The organism is Amycolatopsis sp. CFH S0740 (assembly GCF_004522315.1).
Taxonomy (GTDB): Bacteria; Actinomycetota; Actinomycetes; order Mycobacteriales; family Pseudonocardiaceae; genus Amycolatopsis; species Amycolatopsis nivea.
This window is the reverse complement of sequence record NZ_SDLS01000016.1, coordinates 43,270-59,806: the sequence shown is the minus strand read 5'-3', so window position 1 is coordinate 59,806 and position 16,537 is coordinate 43,270. Positions and strand designations below refer to the sequence as shown.

Genomic DNA, 16,537 nt, shown 5'->3' with positions numbered 1-16,537 from the left:
AATTGGTGATCAGCCGCTGGCGAGAAGGTCGTCGACCTGCCGTTGCACCGCCTCGGCCAAACCTCCGTCGCTCAACGACTCCACGCGCGCGGCCGGCGCTACGGGCGAGTTCTCCCAGATCCCCATGTTGATGGCGATCTCGTCAGCCGAGGTTCCGGCTATCCGCTGCCGCCACAGGGTCGCGGGCTCGTAGATACGAGGCACCCATTCCACGAAAACCTCGGCTGCGTCGAGGAGGTCAAGGCCGAGCACTCCGACCGGTGTTGTCGCCGCGCCGTACTCGGAGGACCAGGCCAGGAGGACCCAGACGTGCCGTGTCATCGGGCACCGCCGGGAACGGTGCTGTGGGGCAGAAGGGAGGCCATGTAGCGGACCGATTGCGCGAACGCGTCGGCAGTCCGTGCGTGCAGGTCGCGGCGGCCTTCCTCGGTCATGACGGCCCCATGAAGGGCGTACTGGGCGGGGTTCTGGCTGACCAGGACCAGCCGTTCACCGAAGAGTTCGACCGCGGTGGCGATCCGGTCGCGCCGCGAGAGTCCGGTGAGGACGACTGGCAACTGAGTCGGAAGGTTCTCGGCGAGCCAGTGCAGCCCGGGAAGGGTCCAGGTGTCCCAGTTGCCGCTCTCCCGCACGGTCTGGAGGTTGATCGCGACGGCCGGCGGGGCCGCGGTTCCGAGCCAGTCGACGTAGCGCTTGAGGTCTTCGAGCCGGTACCAGTACAGATTCGGGACCGCGGAGACTCCCGCGTCGGCGAATTCGGCAGCAATCAGCAACGACCTGCGCATGTTCAGCAGGTGCTCCGCTCGGGGCCAGTTCCCGTAGACCGAAAAGTTCGGGGCGAGGACGAGGTCGAACCTGAGCGTGGCGATCCGCTCGATGAGGCGTTCGCGGTCGCGGACAGTCCAGAACATCTCGACGAGCGGGTCCTCGCCGTAGCCGGAGAACACCGTTAGCGTCGAGGGCGGTAGACCGAGAACCTCGGCCGCGGTTTCGCCGGTTCGCCAGCGAGGGAAGATCTCGTGGCTCGCCAGGGAGAACACCCGCCGCAGGCCGACCGCATAGGCGGGCCAGTGCAGTGCGGCGTCGACCTGGTCCTGGCGCGAGCCGTCGATTTGCGGGATGAACGCGGGCAGCCCGGCAGGCAGCGTGCCGGCTAACTCGATGTCGTCGAACTCCAAGGTGCCGCCGACGTCGCTCATCCAGGCGCGGATGTCGACGCGGGAACCGCATCGGATCGGGCAAGCGCCGCACGCCGATTGCCGAGCAGGGCCAGGCAGGTCGGCGCGGGCACAGCCGCAGTAGCTGCAGTCGGAATTGCAGCCGGAGCACAACGGAGCGATGGTGACGCCGGGCTCGGCGTCCTCGCCGGAGTACCACGGACATCGGCGGCAATCGCAGGCAGCGGCGGGCGCGGTGGAACCTGGCTGGCCGAGAAATACGGTCACGGCGTACTCCCTGAATTGTCGGCGAGATGATCGGTGAGCAAGCGCAGGGACGAGGCGTCGTGCTCGTGCAGCCGGTTTCCGGCAGACACCGCATGCACGAGCGCACGAAGTGCGGTGAGCGCCGCGTCGACCAGTGTTTGGTCCACCGGCGGTGCCTTCTCCTCGGCGAGGTACTCGTCGGCCGGTTGAGCCCGGAGCTTGGCGGCGCGGGCCTCATCGGCGTGCTGGTGTGTTTCCTCGGCCGCTGCGAGGGCCTCTTCGGCGGAGAGGTCTCGATCGTTGGCGTGCGCGAGCGCGGTGCCGAGCAGCCGGATCCGGCCGTTTTCTTTGACCGCGGCCCAGATTTCTTCGGCGGCATCCTCGCGTCCGCGACGCAGTTCGATGAACCGGATACGGGTGTGCAGGCTGATTTTGGCTTCATCCATCTCCTCGGCGAGTTCGCGTGGCATCTCGGCGAAGGCGCGGACGAGCTCGCGTGCCTTGCGGGGAGTGAGTTGCAGGCCGAGTCTGGTCAGGACCTCTGACCAGGGGGCGGCACAGCTGCGGTCGCTGCCGCGGATGCGTTCCATCGCGGCGAAGCGGGCGATCGGGTCGTCGATGGCATAGACCTCGGCAGGCACCGGGTGTCCGCCCGCGAGCAGCTTGCCCAGCAACACCGCGCACCGGTCGAGCACGAGGGCTGCGGCCAACTCGCCAGGGCGGAGGTTCTCCCGGGCCAGATTCTCGACCAGCTGCCAGATTCGCCGCTCCTCGTCCGACAACGGGCCAGGGCAGACGACTGCGGGCAGTGCGGCGAAGTGCGGATTGTCCGGCCGGTGCACCGCACCCCAGCGGCACGCGCGGAGTCTGCGTTCCCCGGCCGCGAGTTTCATCGCCGGAGCGCGGCCTTCCCGCGACGCGACCTCCTCGACGAGCACCGGCTGCAAAACACCGACGGTCGAGATCGACGAGATGAGGTCGGCGAGATCCGCGGGCGCGGTCGTATCCCCGGGCAGCCGCCCCTGCGACTCGGTGAACACCGTGCCCTCACCGCGCAACGGCAACAGCGCGAATCGACGCTGCCGCAACCTCGGCGACAACCCGAACTGCTGGACAGCCTCCCCTGCTTCTTCGCTGTTCATCGTGTGTTCCCGCGGAGCGGCGCGAACAACGACCGGCGGCGCGTGTCCGTGCCGAGAATGGGCACGGCGACGTCGGCGAGCACCCCTTCGTTCTGCAGCCGCCGCAACGTCGTCACGACCAGATCGACCCGATCACTAGCTGACGCGACCGGAGGCAGTGCCTGCGCGTGAGCGCGCAGATCTGCGAGCCGGCGTTCTAGCACGTGCTCCGCAGCACCGGACAGGACGATCACGACACGGGGGAAACGCGGGTACCGGGCGCGCCAGACCGGGCTCGCGCCAGGTCGGCGGGGCACGTAGTCGTGGTAGCGCACGTACGCGACGAGCTTCTGCGCCAGGCGCGCGACAGGCATGGTCGAGCGGTCGAGTTCGAGGAAGAAGATGCGCTGAGAACGGCTTCCCTCGTCGAGCACGTAGTGCAGGACCGCGTCCGCGATGACCGTGGCGCGGCGGCCGTCGCGGTGGTGCGCGACTTCCGGCGTCCAGGACAGTGGTCCGCAGTCATGGCCGTGCGCACGGGCGGTCTCGACGAACGCGAGACCAGTCTCGACCACGTCGAGACTGTGCGCGAGCAGAACCTGCGCCACCTCGGGATCCGCGACCCGGTACTGCCTCGGCTCGACCGCGTCGGACACCTCCGCCATCGCCGCGCCGTCCGCCGTGGCGTACCAGGCTCGTGGGCTGTGCTCGCGGGTCACCGCATCCAGCAGGCCCGTCCGACGCAGGACCGCCAGCTTGTGCCGGACCGTGCGCAACGGCAGGCCCGGTGCGATCAACCGCCCCAGCTGATCGGTCGAGACGAGCCGGTGCCAGTACGTGAGCAGCAGCGCTTGCAGCTGGAACGGATCGAGCACCATCCGTCACTCCACACTGGACTCGATCTCGCCGCCGTCGAGATCGACAGCGGCCCCGCTCCCCCGCCCCGGCGGCCTGCCGCGCTGCGATCGGGGCGGTTCTCCGCCGTGCAGGGCAGCGATGATGCGTTCGTCGAGGGTTTCGAGTTCGTCCAGGACCTCGCCGATCGGGCGGCGGCGGAGATTGCGGTCCAGGCATTCGTCGACTTTGTCGTTCCACTCCGGGTGGAAGTGCTCGGCGAACTCGTCGTCCACGTGCAGGCCGCGGATCTTGAACGGCGTCGTCCGCTGCCCGCCCAGGGTCACCGTGACCACGTGGTGGAACTGCTCCAGTTCGGTGATCGTGGCCGGTTGGACGAGACCTCCGAACTCGCGCGCGACCGTGCGGGCGCCGTCGATCGCCGCGGCGCTGGTCATCAGCAGCGATTGGTTCTGCAGCAGCGCACGACGGGTCTCCGCGGCGAGGCGGTCGGGCATCTGGTTCATCACGTGCAGCCGGACCTGGAACTTCCGCATCTGCTCGAGGATCGCCGCGACATAGCCCTTAGCCGCGCCGTCGACCGCGGCGAGTTCGTCGATGAACGCGTCGAACCTGCGGCGTTTCTCCACGGGTGTGTTCGCGCGCGACCGGCCCGCGCGGAACAGGTCGTAAATCATGAACGAGGTGATCAGCTTGCTCGTCTCGCCGGCCCCGCTGGTGCACACGAACACGATCCGGTTCGCGTCCATCGCCTTCCGGACCTCGTACGTGGTGACCGACGATCCCAGGAACGCCGACAGCGTCGGGCTGGTCCGGAGCCGGTTGATGATGTTCGTGACCACCGTCGTCGCATCCGGAGCAAGCCGGGTAAAGGAATCAGTCCAGTACCTGCGCACGCTCGGCCGCAGACAGCCCAGGATTTCCTCGCGCCAGTCCGCGTCGTCCAGCAACGTGGGGATCTGGAAGATCGTGGGCGCGCACTCGGCCGGAACCCGCATTGCGACGTAGCAGAGCGCTTCGCACGCCTTCGTCAGGATCGACTTCGCCCGCGGTGCGGCGTCACCCCAGCTCAGTGCCGCGGCGAAGGAGGTGACCACTGCGTCGACGCGGTCCTCGATGTCGGTTTCGTCGTAGCCCTGCATGCTCAGCGGGTTCCAGCCGGGCAGCCGCTTCCCGCGTCCTCGGACGTCGAGATTGATTTCCCAGAGCCGGTTCCGCAGCTCCGGGTCCGACAGATAGGGCTTCGCGCGCTGCCAGCCGTCCGCGTGCGGGTCGAGAAACCACATCCCGCCGCCGGCACGGGCGATCTCGATCGCCTGCGCGAGCGCCTCTTCCGTCTTTCCGAACCCGGCCTTGCCGAATCGCGCCGAGAACAGCAACTCCCGCTTCGGGATACCGACCAGGCGCTCCTCACCGTTCACGTCGGTCACGTAGCCCAGCCGCACCAGACCGGCGTCCGGCCGGTAGCTCGGCACCTCGCGCGGCGCAGGCAGAACCCAGCCGCGGCTCCGCGCGATCACCGGAGACAGACACCGGCCCGACGGCGGCTTGAGCAAAGCAGCGATCTCGCTCGCCGTGACCAGTGAGTCACGACGAGGTTTCGCCAGTCCGCTCGCGAACCGCCGGTCGAACAACCACCGCACCACCGGCAGGTCTGCACCCAGGTGCCGGCCGACGAACCGCACGCCGCGCAAACGCCAGTAGTTCTCGCCGCGGTAGACATCGAACGCACCGATCACGCTCCGCAGGTGCGCCTCGGCCCGTCCGGGGATCTCCGACGCGCACCGCAATAGCAGCTGAATCGCGAACACGGGCTCGTCGGTGAGGAACTTGTTCTGCGGCACTGGCTTCCGTGCCGGTTGCCGGGAGGAGAACCGTCCCTGCCCGCGCGCTGCCGGAAGGAACGCGCCGACAACCTCCGCGAGCCCGTCACCCACCGCGCGCAACACACCTGCGGAATCGCCCGACGGCTGGTGCTTCCGCGAGACATGCCGGATCCGCGCCGGGGTCAGCGGCACCAAGTCCAGGCATACGTCGACGGACTCGCCGAGATCCGGACGGACGTCGCCCAGCGCGTTCGCCAACGACTGCAACGGATCGTCCGGCCGGACTGGCAACGCCTTCAACGCGAATTGCGGCGGTCGCGCCAGCACCAACTCGGCACGCGCCACGTGAACACCGTCCCGGCTCACGCCGCACCCACCGGGGCGGACGCTTCTCCTCCCAGCCATCCGACGTTCCGCAACGCTCCCTCAGCCATGTCGATCCCCTCCATCCGCGCGGGTTCGCTGAGGAGACAAGGCCACGACCGGCCGCAATGATTCTTGCCGCCGACCGGCCACAGTGGACCACTTGTTATGGTCTGGATCGCTCGCTTCCCCGATCCCAGGAGAAATCACCGCCATGGCACAGAAAGTCCTCGTCGAGATGATCGACGACCTCGACGGCACCCAAGCCAGCCAGACCGTCCCCTTCGGACTCGACGGCGCCCACTACGAAATCGACCTCTCCGACGACAACGCCGCCGCCCTGCGCAACCAACTCGCGTCGTTCATCGCGGCCGCCCGCCGCACCGGCGGCCGCAAGACCGCCGGCCCCGCCACGGCCGCACCAACCACCGAGGACCGCGAGCGCTCCAAGGCCATCCGAACGTGGGCCGTCGAAAACAGCTGGGCCATCTCCGAACGCGGTCGCATCCCGGCCAACGTGGTCGCCGCCTACGAGGAAAGCCTGAAGCAGGACGAGAAACCCCGCCGCAACCGCACCACGAAAAAAGCCGCTGCGAAGTAGAGCGTCAGCAGTCCCGGGCGGCGGCCGTCGGGGTCATTTCTCCGGCACGCCGCCCGGGGTGGTCTCTCCTCCATCGGCGAGGGTGGTTTCTCCGTCGCCGGGCGGCGTCGCGCGGCGGATTTCCACCTGCGGATAGCTGAGCTTGTTCAGCACACCGGCGATGGACTCCCGCCCTTCGATGCTCATGATCATCTTCCCGAATTCCGGGTCGGTGCCGAACCGGACCCGGACGCCGACCACCGAGCGCGGCACCCAGCCGTGCACCGGGCGCGCCCGGCCCAACTGGTGCGCGAAAGCCAGAACGGCAGGCAGCGACGGGTCGAAGGCGGCTGTCGGCAGCAGGTCGTAGCGGACACGAGAGCGGAGGTGGCGGGAACGGATGTGTCGGTGGAGGACAAAGACCGCGATCAGGATCGCGACCACCGCTGCGGTCACCCACCACAGCGCGGCGCTCGCAAGCAGGTGGTCCGTATCGAGCGCCTGCGGCGCACCGTTCTCCTGCATGGCCTGACGGCCCTGCGTGCGGGAGAACATGTCGGCTTTATGGGCAAGCCTTTCCCAGCGCCACTGACCAGCGGATTGCGCTGATTTCGGGATCAGCTCGGGCGAACGGCCAACGGCCGAGCCAAGGCATCCCCCGACGGCAAAGATCAACACGTGCGACTCCTCTCTTCGAACGGGCCTGGGAGACAGGTCGAAGAACGCCCAGCTCGATTCGCCGCCTACTGTCGCCGGGAGACAACGTCAGCTGCGGTTCTTCCGGCCGAAGAGTCCAGGAATGTCCTGGGAGTTCAATTTCATCTGCAACTGATGCGAACTCGCCGATAAAAGTAGAATTAAATGGCCTCGTCGATCGCTTGCGAACTCTAGGTCCAGAACACGAGACGTAAGACTACGAGACTGCCCGAGGGCTCGAGCAGTACCTGTACGATGTCCACCGCCCGATTCTCAACAAGATCCGCCCTATCAGCCTGACTGCAAATTCATGGGGAGCTCGGATGACGCGGCGAGGCGCGAAACAGAAGTACCGCGAAGGAGACTGGTTCGCGGTACCGCTCGAGCGCGGCAAGTACGCGCTCGGCATGATAGCGCGGAGCACCCGGAAGTCCCCATCGATCTTTTTCGGGTACTTCTTCGGCCCGGCCCGCGGCTCGGTACCCTTGCTGTCCGACGTCGAAGGACTGCAGCCGGGTGACGCGATCTGGCTCAGCCAATTCGGAGACGTCGGGCTCCACGACGGGACCTGGCTGGTGCTCGGCCAGTCCCCCGACTGGAACCGCGCCGACTGGCCGATGCCGGCCTTCACGCACAAGGACGCACTCATCCCGGACCGCTACGTGCGCCGCGAATACCCGAACGAAGATCCCGGCATCCACCCGACCCAACAGCGGATCAGCGCCGAGGAAGCAGCGACACTGCCCGAAGACGGGCTCGCCGGTTCAGGAATCGTCGAGCAGCGGCTCACCAAGCTGTTGACCTAGCAAACCTGCCCAAGCGTCACGACACCGTCACGACAGGAAATCCGCTACTGACTTTCGAGGCCGAGCGCAGCGCCGTCTGCGCGGAGCGGCGCTCGGTGTCACAGGGACCCTGTGGAGCAAAGACCATGACGGCTCCGCGCAGCCAGTGCAGTCTCACGAGCCAGCTCAGGAGCGCACCGGCCGCCAGGATTGCCTGAGGTACCGCAGCCGGATCACCGCAGTTTGGCGCTCGAGGTGCTGGCCGTCCGGGCTGATGCCAGCCCAGAGCAGATGCGTCTCGACCGTGGTGTCGCCGATACGTCGCGCAACGGCAGCTTGAACGCGTGCTTCCCGATAGGTCTGGATTGTCGGTCCTCCCGGGAGATAGTCCGGAAAGCGTTCTCGGCCGACCCCTGTCAGGTCCGCCAGCAGCACCTCAGTCGCGAGCGCGAGAAGAGGCTGCTCGAGCGTCCGATCGAGGTTGGTCGGCTCAGACGTGCGCAAGGCCCGGTTGAGGTCGCCATCGCCCAGTCGCCCGAGAGAGGAATCACGCGTCGGCGGTGACGACGACAGACAGGAAGCAGGGGTGACTCGCGATGAGACGGGGCGAGAAGGATCGCCAGTGGAAGGACTCAAACCGAGGATCAACACGACGATGCTTCCGGCCGCGAAGACGCCGCCGAGGCAGAGCATGACGGTTCCGCGTTTCGTGTAGGTTCCGGCTTTTGTTTGCGGCATGGCCGGTCATGTGCTGGGTCGTTCATCGTGGTTCCCAACGTTGTTGCGTTGCGGGTTCCCGTTGGGTTTGCGGTTTCTTCTGGGTTGGTGGAGTTCGTGGGTGGCGGCGCGGAGGCCGTCGGGGGTGAGTTGGTAGTAGGTGCGGCGGCGGCCGGGTCCGCGGCCGGGTGGGGCTCCGGCGAGCCATTCGGCTTCGTCTTCGGGGCGGCTGGTGAGCCAACCTGCTGCGTGGAGTTGTTTGAGCAGCGGGTAAAGGGTGCCGTGGTGGAGTCCGATGCGCTGGTGCAGTTCGTGTCCGTAGAACTCGGCAGGGTGGTGTGAGCGAAGGTCTGCCAGGACGGCGAGGGTGGCGCGGGTCATGCGCAGCCGGGCAACGGGAATGCCGGGGTAGGGACGCGTTCGCGGTGGTTTGGCCGGCGCGGCGGCGAGTCGTCGTGCTTGTTCGAGGGTGTTGTCGTCGGGCCTGTGCGGGGCGTGGGGCAGGGCTGCGTTCATGAGTTGCTGGACGTGCGGGTCGGCCAGGTCGAGCAGCAGCTGTTCTCCGACGCTGGTGGGCTTATGGGGTCGGCGGCCTCCGGCGCGGTGCAGCAGCGGTGCTCCGAGGGATTTCTTGAGCGCGTCGAACTGGTGGGCAAGTGTGCTGGGCACGATGTGCAGGTAGCTGGCGGCGGTCGCGATGGTCGGGAAGTCCATGGCGATCCTGAAGCGGTGCAGGCGTTGCCAGCCGTGCAGGGTGCCTTCGACGGCAGCGCGGACGAGTGCCGGGACGCTCTTGTCCAGGCTGGTGATCATTTCCGTGCGGCTGCCGACGCCGGGCGGCCGGGTGGGAATCGACGACTCGGTCAGCGCTTTGTGGACCGTCGCAGCCGAAATGCCCATTTCGACGGCGATGTCGTTGGTCGAGCGCGCCCGGTCCCGGTATTGGGCCCGCAGCCAGTCGGTGTCGATCGGGATCGACCGGCGGCCCTTCGCGCCGAGGACGGTTCCTGTTCTGCGGGCGTGGCGGACGATGACGGCACGGCTGAATCCGGTTTCGGCGGCCAGGTCGGCGAGTGTGCGGCGGCCCTGGACGTACTCGCGTTCGAAGAACTCGGGGGTGAGCACCCGTGCGGCGTCCCGGTCGCGACGCCAGTGGAGGGCGGCGGCCGGTTCGTCGGGCTGGAGATCGAGTCGTTCCAGTGCGAGCCGGACGTGTTCGATGTGGACGCCGAGCAGGTCGGCGACCTCCGCGGCCGGTCGTTGTTCGTCGACGAGCAGCCGGCTGATCTTGTCGGTGTCGAGCGTGTGCGGGTCGATGCCGGGCAGTGTCAGGCCGGCGGCGAGGTCGCCGGGCGGGGACCAGGTGGGCGGCTCGTCGATCCCGAGATCGTTCAGGACGGTTTCGGCGTGCTGGTGCAGCGCTCTCCGCAGCTGCGGAGTCAGCGTGGTGGTGAACCGCGTGAATTGTGCGCGGTCGGAAGAATTCTGGAAGTGCAGCGGCTGGGCGGGGTTGTCGAGGTCGGATCCGGTCAGCAGGTGGTGCAGGTGCCGCTGGGCGTGCAGCAGCCGGCTGCGGCGTCCGGGGCGGAGGTCGCCGGGGTGCGCGCGTGCGGAGTAGGCCAGATCCCGCCAGGTCGGCCAGTCGATCGGGTCGGCCGGGACGAGGTCGCGGCGGCGCTGGTAGTCGATCGGCGCTCCGTCGCGGTCGAGGTGGTCGGCGATGCGGCAGAGCAGGATCAGGACGTGGTCGAGGACCGGCTCGCCACCGACTGGGGAGAGATCCTGCAGGGCGGTGGTCATGTGGGTGCCGGTGATGCGCGGGTTCAGCGCGGCGGCAACGGTTTTCATGCTGCGGGTGCGGGCGCCCGGGACCAGCAGCAATGTCGCGATGCAGGCGCGGAACAATCCGGCGTGGTGCCCGGCAGGGGGCAGCAGCCGCCCCGACCAGTCCGGCCAGAGCTGTTGCGGGATCAGCCTCGCCCGCGTGGCGGGGTCCGCGCCCGGGTGCGCCGCGAGCGAGGTCGGCGATTTCGTCCGCAGCCGGTCCGAGGCGATCAGGTCGGCATCGACCGCGCGCAGATACCTGTTGGCCAGCAGCGGCGACGTCGCCGCCCACTGCCGGTCCGGTCCGCCCGGCGGCGGAAGTCGCCGCGACACCGGCTGGCCGGAGACCGTCGAGGCGAGTTCGGCGATCCCGGCCCGTTCGTCGTCGCCGAGGATCAGATGTGCGCGCTGCAGCAGCACGGCCGCCAGCGCCGCGTCGATTTTCGGCGCGCGCCCGTTGCGGGGCAGCGGGCCGGCCCGGCGCAGCGGGTCGAGCTCGCGGACCGACCGCTGCAGCCGGCGGGCGTCGAGGTTCAGCAGCCAGGCAGCGACGTAGTTCAGGTCCCCCACGACGTTCTCGGCCGACGTCCGTGCCGCAGGGTCGCCGTCGGCTGTCCGGGCCGCAGCGACGACGCGGTCGATCCAGCGTTGCGCGTCCGCGACCGCGGCGGGAATCGCGGGCGTGAGCGTTGCGGCGAAGTCGCCGCCGCAGCGGCGGGACCGGACCGGCATGGCCGGACAGGCCGTGGCCGGCGCGGCGGTGATCCCGCCGGCCAGGGTGCGCCTCGCGACAGCGCCGCACTCAGGGCAGCAGTCGGCGAGCAGGCGCTCGTGGCGCAGGCAGACGGTCGACCACCGCAGTCGCCACGACAGCAGCCAGCGGCCGCCGGACTCGGCCAGGCACGAGGGGCAGAACCGGGATCCGTGCGAGGGCAGCCGAGGCGCCGTCGCGGCCGGTCCGATGCCCGCTCCCAGCGTTGTCTGCAGCCGCCCGGCGGGCAGGCCGGCGGCGTGCTCGAGTCGCTGCAGCAGGCGCGGGTCGGGTTCGTCGAGCAGATGCCGGATCCAGCGTTGCCCGCGGCCGAGGCCGAGCGCGGCCAGCAGCTGGCCCGGTGAGCTGTTGTGCCGCTGCGCCAGGGCGTGCAGCCACGAGTCCAGGCTCTCGCCCGCGAGAACCGGGACCCGCAACGGCAGCGTGGTGATCGCGTGGTTCACGGCCGCCCCCGTCGGTTCGGGGCGCCGGTCTGTGCGCGGCAAGCTTTTTCCGCGGCTTCGTCGATGCGGACGGTGTCCAGCAGATCCCTCGTGATCGCCTCGTCGCCGGTGCGGATGGCTTTCCAGCAGCCGCGCACGACCAGCGTCATCAGGGAGCCGATGTGGCCGCCGGTGCGGTCGAACAGGTAGTCCGCGAGACCGGCCAGCCGCCCCGGCCGGTGCGCGCTCAGAACCAGTTGCGCATCAAGGGCTTTGACCAGGGCGAGCCAGCTCCGGCCGCGGTCGAACAGGCCGACTTCCAAGCGCGTCCAGCGCCGCGCGGTCTGCGCGAGCGCGGCCGAGGGACCCGACAGCCCCTCGTCGAAAAACCGGCGCTCGCCCAGCCCGACTCCGGCGTAGACGAAGGTCACCGGCATCTCGTTGGCCAACCATTTCAAATGGTTGCTGACCGCGAGACCGTCGCGGCTGTGCTGATTGACGAAATGGATGTCGTCGATGATCCCGACACGCGTCCCGCACGACAGCACGCAGTCGAGCGCGCTCGCGCCCAGCTGGGCGGCGCTGCCGCGGTCGGAACCGGGATGCCCGTAGAACTGGCAGATCATCTTGTTCAGCGTGCGCAGGGTGGTGTTGGACGTGAGGCCGACCCGGAACACCGGAACGTGCTCGTGCCCCTCGCTCGTCAGTTCCCCGTGACGGCGCAGCGCGCGGCGCTGAAAGTCGCGGCCGAACAGGTTGACGATCGTGGTCTTGCCCAGCCCCGGGAGCCCGTCGATGACCGCGGAACCGCGGACGCGATCGGGATCCTGGCGATTGGACGCGACGATCAGTTCGAGCTCGTCGCGGACCGCGCGCAGCTGCGGAGTGGCGATGACGCCGAAGTTCGCGTGCCAGTCGTGGCGGGCCTCGTCGTAGTCCTCGCGGGCCTCTGCGCCCAGCGCGGCGAGCCCGGCCGCCGTCAGCGCATCAGGGCGCGTGCGCGGCGCGGTCTCGACGAACCGCCGCCACCCTTCCTTGCGCGACAAGCTGTAGGCGCCGCTCATTCCAGCACCTCCAACGCCTCGACACCGTCGACGTCGTCGAAGATCTCGCCGTCCCGGTCGTCGTCCCCGCTCACCGCGGGACCAGGCAGCTGCCCCTGCGCGAGCGGAACCGCCTGCGCGGCCTCGCCCTCGGCGAGCGCCTGCAAATGGCTGCGCTCGGCCGACAACCGCACCGCCATCCGACGCTCCCGCCGGTCGAGAACCTCCCCGGCGCCCCAGCGCGCCAGCACCTGCCCCAGCGCCTCGTGCGGATCGACGCACCGGCCGCCGCCGACGGCGAGCCGACGCGCGTAGGCAGCGGCCTCGGCCGAGAACGGGCTCCCCAGCGACGGCGCGTGCTCCCAGGCGAGCTCATGCCAGCTGTCGTCGGCCGGATCCTGGAAATAGACGGCCCGGACGTCGTCGTCGTTGACCCGCACCGGCCACCGCCCCGCGCAGACACCCCCGTAGGGGCTGCGCGCGTTGCGGTAGCCGTCGAGAACCGGGCCGTTGTAACGGCGGCCGTCCACCTCGACCCCGTAGTGCTGGACCGTGCGCCAGGCCACCCGCAGGAACTCGAACGCCAGCTCCGGCTGCGCCGGGATCCGCAGCAGCCCCGCCTTGGCGACGCCGACGGCGAACATGTCGTTCGGCGACAGCTCCGTCCCCGGCCACTGCGCGATCGCGAGCCCGTCGTGGGCACTGCGGTGATAGACCGACCCGACCCAGTCCCGGATCACGTCCTCCAGCTCCTGCAGGAACAGGAACGCCTCCTCTTCCAGGCCGGTCCCGCGGCTGTGGACGTCAGGCCCTTTGTAGGCGGGCAGGTGCTGGATCAGGCCTTCCCGCAGCGACCGGAAGAACCGTTCGACCGTGGGCTTGTCGGTCGGCTTGTAGGGCTGCGCCGGCTGGACCGAGATGCCCAGCCGCGCGCAGACCCCGATCACGTGCGCCGACAGGAACGCCCGGCCCCGGTCGACCACCAACGTCTCCGGCGGACACCAGACCTCCGCTGCAGCCCCGGTTTCGGAGAACACCAGATGATCCGGCAGCCCGCGCACCGGACCCAGCGACGGGCGGCCGCTGCCGCGGCCGGTGACCGCTTCGAACAACACCCCCGCGACATCCACCGCCTTGGTCGACACCGCGGTCACTTTCAGCCCGACGATCGCGCGGTCGAACAAATCCTGGGCGACCGTCAGCTGCGCCCGGACCCACCGGCAGGTCACCGGTTCCATCGCGAACACGTCCAGGTCCTGAGTGTCCAGAATCAGGTACTCGCCCGGCCTGCTCGCCCGCAGCCGGCCGTAAACCCCCGCCGGGCGCGCCGCGATCGACCGCCGCGCCTTCGCCGACCCGCTGACAGCATTGGTGCCCTTGGCCAGCTCCGCCAGCCGACGATACGCAGTCGTCCTCGCCGGCACCGCCACCACGCCCGCGCCGTGCAGACGCTCCACCCGCTCCGCGACCCGCGCCAGCAGCGCCGACCGCGTCGGCGTCGACGCCTCCACCCCCGCCGCCAGCTCCGCACGAACCGCCGCGTCCCACCGCGGATCCACCCGCACCCCGCGACCCGACCGCCGCCGGTCGTCGACCAGCCCCGCCTCGCCGGACTCCCGATAGGCCGCGACCCAGTACTCCAGGGTGCGCACCGACACCGACAACTCCGCCGCCTTCGCCGCATACCGGCTCCGCAACGACGCCCCCGCAGCAAAAGCCGCACGCGGCTCGCCCGGCCGCGCCGTGCCGCTGTGGCCCGACGCGTACCCGGTCAGCACCTCCCGCACATGCCCCGCACGGACCGCCGCCCGCTCCCGATCAGCCTCCGACAACCCGGCCAGCACCAAACCCGGATCCGGCTCCCCGCGCCCGGCCGGTTCCAGGCCCCGCGCACGAGAAACGAACTCCGCCAACGCAAACCCGCAACAGCGGCCGTCCGCGTAACGCACGACCACCCGTCGGCCGTCGAACTCCACGACCTGCGCCGCGTCGCCGTCGAGCAGGACCGACACCCCCACCGCGACCGTCACCGTGCGCGCGTTCACGCCGCCACCCCAAGACCCACGACCGCGTCGCCGTCCACCGGCCGCGACAAATCCGTCGACAACCGGGAACCCCACAACAGGTGCAGAACCGCCGCGCGAACCGTTCCCGGCACGAACGAACCCGACAGCCCAGCCTCGACATCGCCGATCCGGGCCGGCACCCGGACCGCCTCCAGCACCGCGGCCGCCGCGGCCGCGTCAATCGTCTCCGGCCTGCGGTAGCCCGCCAGGAACCGCACATTCGCCAGCAGCACCGCATCCGCGCCCGACCACACCTCGAAACCCAGACCGTGCCGCTCACACACTCGACGCGTCCACGCGAACTGCGCCACGACATCCGGATCGTCAAGCCGCGCAGCCGCTTTCACATCGACAACCGCCGCCCCGCCGCCTGCCCGCGCCAACAGCAGATCCGGAACGTGCTGCCGCACCCGCCCACCGTCGACGCCCTCAAGCAGAAACGGCTGCGCAGCGATTCCCACGACCTCCGGATCATGGTCAGCCAGAAGGATCCTCGCCAGCTCCAACCGGCTCTCGTACACCACATGGCCGCCCGTGGTCGCCGACCAATACCAACCCGAATAGTGACGACGTCCCCGCCACGCCCGAAACTCCCGCACCGGAAGCCCCGACAACACCTCCCCGACCGGCAACCGGCCCAGCACCGTGTCGACAAACCCTCCCTCCTCGCCTCGATACCGCACGGCCACACACTCTTCACTCCGCAAAACGGACGAAACCATTACCGCAGAACGGGATTCACTCATGCCCAGACCCTCCCGCCAGGAGAGCCCACAGGACCGCCAACACGCCGCCGCCATCCCATCGACCTTGCGGAAACGCAAGACCGACGCAACATCCACGGGACAGACGCAAAGATCATCGGGAACCTACATTTCGACACGGCACTAGGGAAGCAAACGCACGCCGCCGGCGTACTCGTGCAAGTCGACGGGGTCCTTGCGAACGACGGTGCCCGAGGCGAAAGCATTGATCATCTGACCGTCGCCAAGATAGATCCCGACGTGGTGGATGATGCCGGGGCTGTAGAAGACGAGGTCGCCCGGCCGCAGCGCGGCCAGTCCCGAGGCCTTGGGCAGGCGGGTGCCGAGCGCGAACTGGGCTCCGCTTTGGTGCGGCAGAGTGATTCCGACTCGGGCGTAGGCGTAGAGGGTCAGGCCGCTGCAGTCGAAGCCGACCTTGTTGTAGTCGCCGTGCCGGTCGGCCTCGCCGCCGTCGCGGATGCCGCGGCTCGGTCCGGCCGCTGTGCCGCCGCCCCAGGCGTAGGTGACGCCGAGCTGGGACATCGCCGCGTCGATCACCTGCTTCACCTGCCCGCTCGCCGGGGAGTGCACCGCTGCGCGGTGGAGTTGGAGTGCGTCGTAGTTGCGGATGTCGGACAGCACTTGGTCGACGTAGACCTGGCTGGCGTTGTAGGAGTAGATCGCGTCGCGCAGGTCGGTTTCCTTGCCGAAGTCTCGAGGTCCGCGACCGCAGAGGTAGACGGCGGCGGTCAGCGCTGCGTCGAAGGCGTTCTGCGGGTTGCGGGTTCCGTCGTCGTTGCCGTCCTGGGCGACGGTGCTCCAGGTGGTCGAGAGGAACTGGAAGGGTCCTTCGGCACGGGCGAAGGTGCCGTCGAGGTTGCGGATCGGCGTGCGGTTTCCGCCGGTGCCGCTGCCGTCGAGCGGTGGGCCGAGGACCGGTGGCGTGATGTCGCCGTTCGGGGCGATCGTACGTCCGGCGGCATGGTGGGATTCCTCTTGCGCGATACCGGCCAAGACGGCCCAGCGCATCCCGCGGCAGTCCGGGCGGAGCTGCGCGACCCGCTGTGCGGCGCGGGCGTACGCAGCGAGCATGACAGGCGGGATGCCGGGCACGTCTGCTGGTGTTTCGGGTGATCCGCTGGAATCGTCGGCGATCGCGATCAGGACTCCGGCGAGCAGAAGCGCCGCGAGCAGCGGCGCGGCCAGGGGAAGTGCGGCGAGGATGCGCCATCGCCACGGGTGCTGCCGGTAGGCGTCGCGCGCGTACTCGGCAACGCGGAGCGCCAGCAACGGATTCATG

The 16,537-nt window shown here is 69.3% G+C and carries 14 protein-coding genes; 2 read left to right on the top strand and 12 right to left on the bottom strand.

The window, feature by feature from the left end; all coding sequences use genetic code 11:
• Nucleotides 1-9: 9 nt before the first annotated feature.
• From EIZ45_RS25625 to EIZ45_RS25605, 5 genes are read right to left on the bottom strand one after another with little or no spacing between them, the layout of a single operon-like run.
• A complete protein-coding gene (locus EIZ45_RS25625) occupies nucleotides 10-321 on the bottom strand; it encodes a hypothetical protein (RefSeq protein ID WP_134662644.1) in 312 nt (103 codons plus the stop codon).
• Nucleotides 318-1,445: a DUF4417 domain-containing protein gene (locus tag EIZ45_RS25620; RefSeq protein WP_134662645.1), complete on the bottom strand. Its 1,128-nt coding sequence runs from the start codon at nucleotides 1,443-1,445 to the stop codon at nucleotides 318-320. Before EIZ45_RS25620 ends, EIZ45_RS25625 begins: the two co-directional genes overlap by 4 nt.
• The gene (locus EIZ45_RS25615; RefSeq protein ID WP_134662646.1) at nucleotides 1,442-2,566 is read right to left on the bottom strand and encodes a ParB/RepB/Spo0J family partition protein; all 1,125 of its coding nucleotides are present in this window, start codon (nucleotides 2,564-2,566) and stop codon (nucleotides 1,442-1,444) included. The genes EIZ45_RS25620 and EIZ45_RS25615 overlap by 4 nt, the downstream gene beginning before the upstream one ends.
• Complete coding sequence (locus tag EIZ45_RS25610) at nucleotides 2,563-3,423, bottom strand: replication-relaxation family protein (RefSeq protein ID WP_134662647.1); 861 nt, start codon at nucleotides 3,421-3,423, stop codon at nucleotides 2,563-2,565. The genes EIZ45_RS25615 and EIZ45_RS25610 overlap by 4 nt, the downstream gene beginning before the upstream one ends.
• 3 nt (nucleotides 3,424-3,426) lie before the next feature.
• Nucleotides 3,427-5,571, bottom strand: a complete 2,145-nt coding sequence (locus EIZ45_RS25605) for an ATP-binding protein (protein ID WP_240690597.1) — start codon at nucleotides 5,569-5,571, stop codon at nucleotides 3,427-3,429.
• Nucleotides 5,572-5,803: 232 nt separating this feature from the next.
• Between EIZ45_RS25605 and EIZ45_RS25600 the strand changes: the two genes are divergently transcribed.
• Entirely contained in the window at nucleotides 5,804-6,190 is a 387-nt protein-coding gene (locus tag EIZ45_RS25600; RefSeq protein WP_134662648.1) for an Lsr2 family protein, read from the top strand.
• 33 nt (nucleotides 6,191-6,223) lie between these two features.
• Here EIZ45_RS25600 and EIZ45_RS25595 read toward each other — a convergent pair whose 3' ends face one another.
• Nucleotides 6,224-6,847 carry a hypothetical protein gene (locus EIZ45_RS25595; RefSeq protein WP_240690598.1) on the bottom strand — a complete coding sequence of 208 codons (624 nt, stop codon included), beginning with the start codon at nucleotides 6,845-6,847 and terminating at the stop codon, nucleotides 6,224-6,226.
• 341 nt (nucleotides 6,848-7,188) lie between these two features.
• On the opposite strand from EIZ45_RS25595, the gene EIZ45_RS25590 reads away from it, so the two are divergent.
• Complete coding sequence (locus EIZ45_RS25590) at nucleotides 7,189-7,671, top strand: Imm26 family immunity protein (RefSeq protein ID WP_134662649.1); 483 nt, start codon at nucleotides 7,189-7,191, stop codon at nucleotides 7,669-7,671.
• Nucleotides 7,672-7,836: 165 nt separating this feature from the next.
• On the opposite strand, the gene EIZ45_RS25585 is transcribed toward EIZ45_RS25590, so the two are convergent.
• From EIZ45_RS25585 to EIZ45_RS47520, 6 genes are read right to left on the bottom strand one after another with little or no spacing between them, the layout of a single operon-like run.
• The gene (locus EIZ45_RS25585; protein ID WP_134662650.1) at nucleotides 7,837-8,388 is read right to left on the bottom strand and encodes a hypothetical protein; all 552 of its coding nucleotides are present in this window, start codon (nucleotides 8,386-8,388) and stop codon (nucleotides 7,837-7,839) included.
• A 6-nt stretch (nucleotides 8,389-8,394) separates the two neighbouring features.
• On the bottom strand, nucleotides 8,395-11,406 hold the full coding sequence (locus EIZ45_RS25580) for a TniQ family protein (RefSeq protein ID WP_134662651.1): 3,012 nt from the start codon (nucleotides 11,404-11,406) through the stop codon (nucleotides 8,395-8,397).
• On the bottom strand, nucleotides 11,403-12,449 hold the full coding sequence (locus EIZ45_RS25575) for an AAA family ATPase (RefSeq protein WP_134662652.1): 1,047 nt from the start codon (nucleotides 12,447-12,449) through the stop codon (nucleotides 11,403-11,405). Before EIZ45_RS25575 ends, EIZ45_RS25580 begins: the two co-directional genes overlap by 4 nt.
• Complete coding sequence (locus tag EIZ45_RS25570; protein WP_134662653.1) at nucleotides 12,446-14,473, bottom strand: helix-turn-helix domain-containing protein; 2,028 nt, start codon at nucleotides 14,471-14,473, stop codon at nucleotides 12,446-12,448. Before EIZ45_RS25570 ends, EIZ45_RS25575 begins: the two co-directional genes overlap by 4 nt.
• Nucleotides 14,470-15,336, bottom strand: coding sequence for a TnsA-like heteromeric transposase endonuclease subunit (locus EIZ45_RS25565; RefSeq protein ID WP_205669874.1), 867 nt, complete (start codon nucleotides 15,334-15,336; stop codon nucleotides 14,470-14,472). The genes EIZ45_RS25570 and EIZ45_RS25565 overlap by 4 nt, the downstream gene beginning before the upstream one ends.
• Nucleotides 15,337-15,381: 45 nt before the next feature.
• The gene (locus EIZ45_RS47520; RefSeq protein WP_134662654.1) at nucleotides 15,382-16,536 is read right to left on the bottom strand and encodes a C40 family peptidase; all 1,155 of its coding nucleotides are present in this window, start codon (nucleotides 16,534-16,536) and stop codon (nucleotides 15,382-15,384) included.
• Nucleotide 16,537 lies beyond the last annotated feature (1 nt).

Excerpts from the sequence above, each read along its gene's own strand:
- EIZ45_RS25590 (WP_134662649.1), top strand. The coding sequence starts at position 7,189 with ATGACGCGGCGAGGCGCGAAACAGAAGTACCGCGAAGGAGACTGGTTC.
- EIZ45_RS25575 (WP_134662652.1), bottom strand. The coding sequence starts at position 12,449 with ATGAGCGGCGCCTACAGCTTGTCGCGCAAGGAAGGGTGGCGGCGGTTC.
- EIZ45_RS25585 (WP_134662650.1), bottom strand. The coding sequence starts at position 8,388 with ATGCCGCAAACAAAAGCCGGAACCTACACGAAACGCGGAACCGTCATG.
- EIZ45_RS25610 (WP_134662647.1), bottom strand. The coding sequence starts at position 3,423 with ATGGTGCTCGATCCGTTCCAGCTGCAAGCGCTGCTGCTCACGTACTGG.
- EIZ45_RS47520 (WP_134662654.1), bottom strand. The coding sequence starts at position 16,536 with ATGAATCCGTTGCTGGCGCTCCGCGTTGCCGAGTACGCGCGCGACGCC.
- EIZ45_RS25625 (WP_134662644.1), bottom strand. The coding sequence starts at position 321 with ATGACACGGCACGTCTGGGTCCTCCTGGCCTGGTCCTCCGAGTACGGC.
- EIZ45_RS25600 (WP_134662648.1), top strand. The coding sequence starts at position 5,804 with ATGGCACAGAAAGTCCTCGTCGAGATGATCGACGACCTCGACGGCACC.
- EIZ45_RS25615 (WP_134662646.1), bottom strand. The coding sequence starts at position 2,566 with ATGAACAGCGAAGAAGCAGGGGAGGCTGTCCAGCAGTTCGGGTTGTCG.